The organism is Streptomyces fildesensis (genome assembly GCF_016107395.1).
Taxonomy (GTDB): domain Bacteria; phylum Actinomycetota; class Actinomycetes; order Streptomycetales; family Streptomycetaceae; genus Actinacidiphila; species Actinacidiphila fildesensis.
In genome coordinates this window covers 1-265 of sequence record NZ_JAAIKO010000299.1, presented here as the reverse complement: position 1 = coordinate 265, position 265 = coordinate 1, and the positions used below count along the sequence as shown (strand labels likewise).

Sequence of the window (265 nt, the reverse complement as noted above, 5' to 3'; positions counted from 1 at the left end):
AATACCGCCCCGCACCGAAGATCGCCACGACCCATTGCCTGGCTGGGTGGTGGAGTCTCTCAAAGCTGTGAAATACATAGACAGCAACTTCTTCTCTGTCCCGCATGGCAGGCGAGCGATTGAGCTCGTTGCAGGGCCGGAGAGTGCGGTTGCGCAGATAGTAAGGACCGTGCCTGGCAAGGCGTATGCGCTCTCCGTCAGCGTCGGCGACGCCAGAAATTCTTGTGCCGGATCCATGGCGGTCGTCGTCTGTGCTGGAAGAGAC

The 265-nt window shown here is 59.6% G+C and carries 1 protein-coding gene; it reads left to right on the top strand.

What is annotated here, in order from left to right; all coding sequences use genetic code 11:
- Positions 1-34: 34 nt before the first annotated feature.
- Positions 35-265: DUF642 domain-containing protein (locus C6N31_RS42990; protein WP_232486381.1), on the top strand; the 231-nt coding region annotated here is incomplete at its 3' end.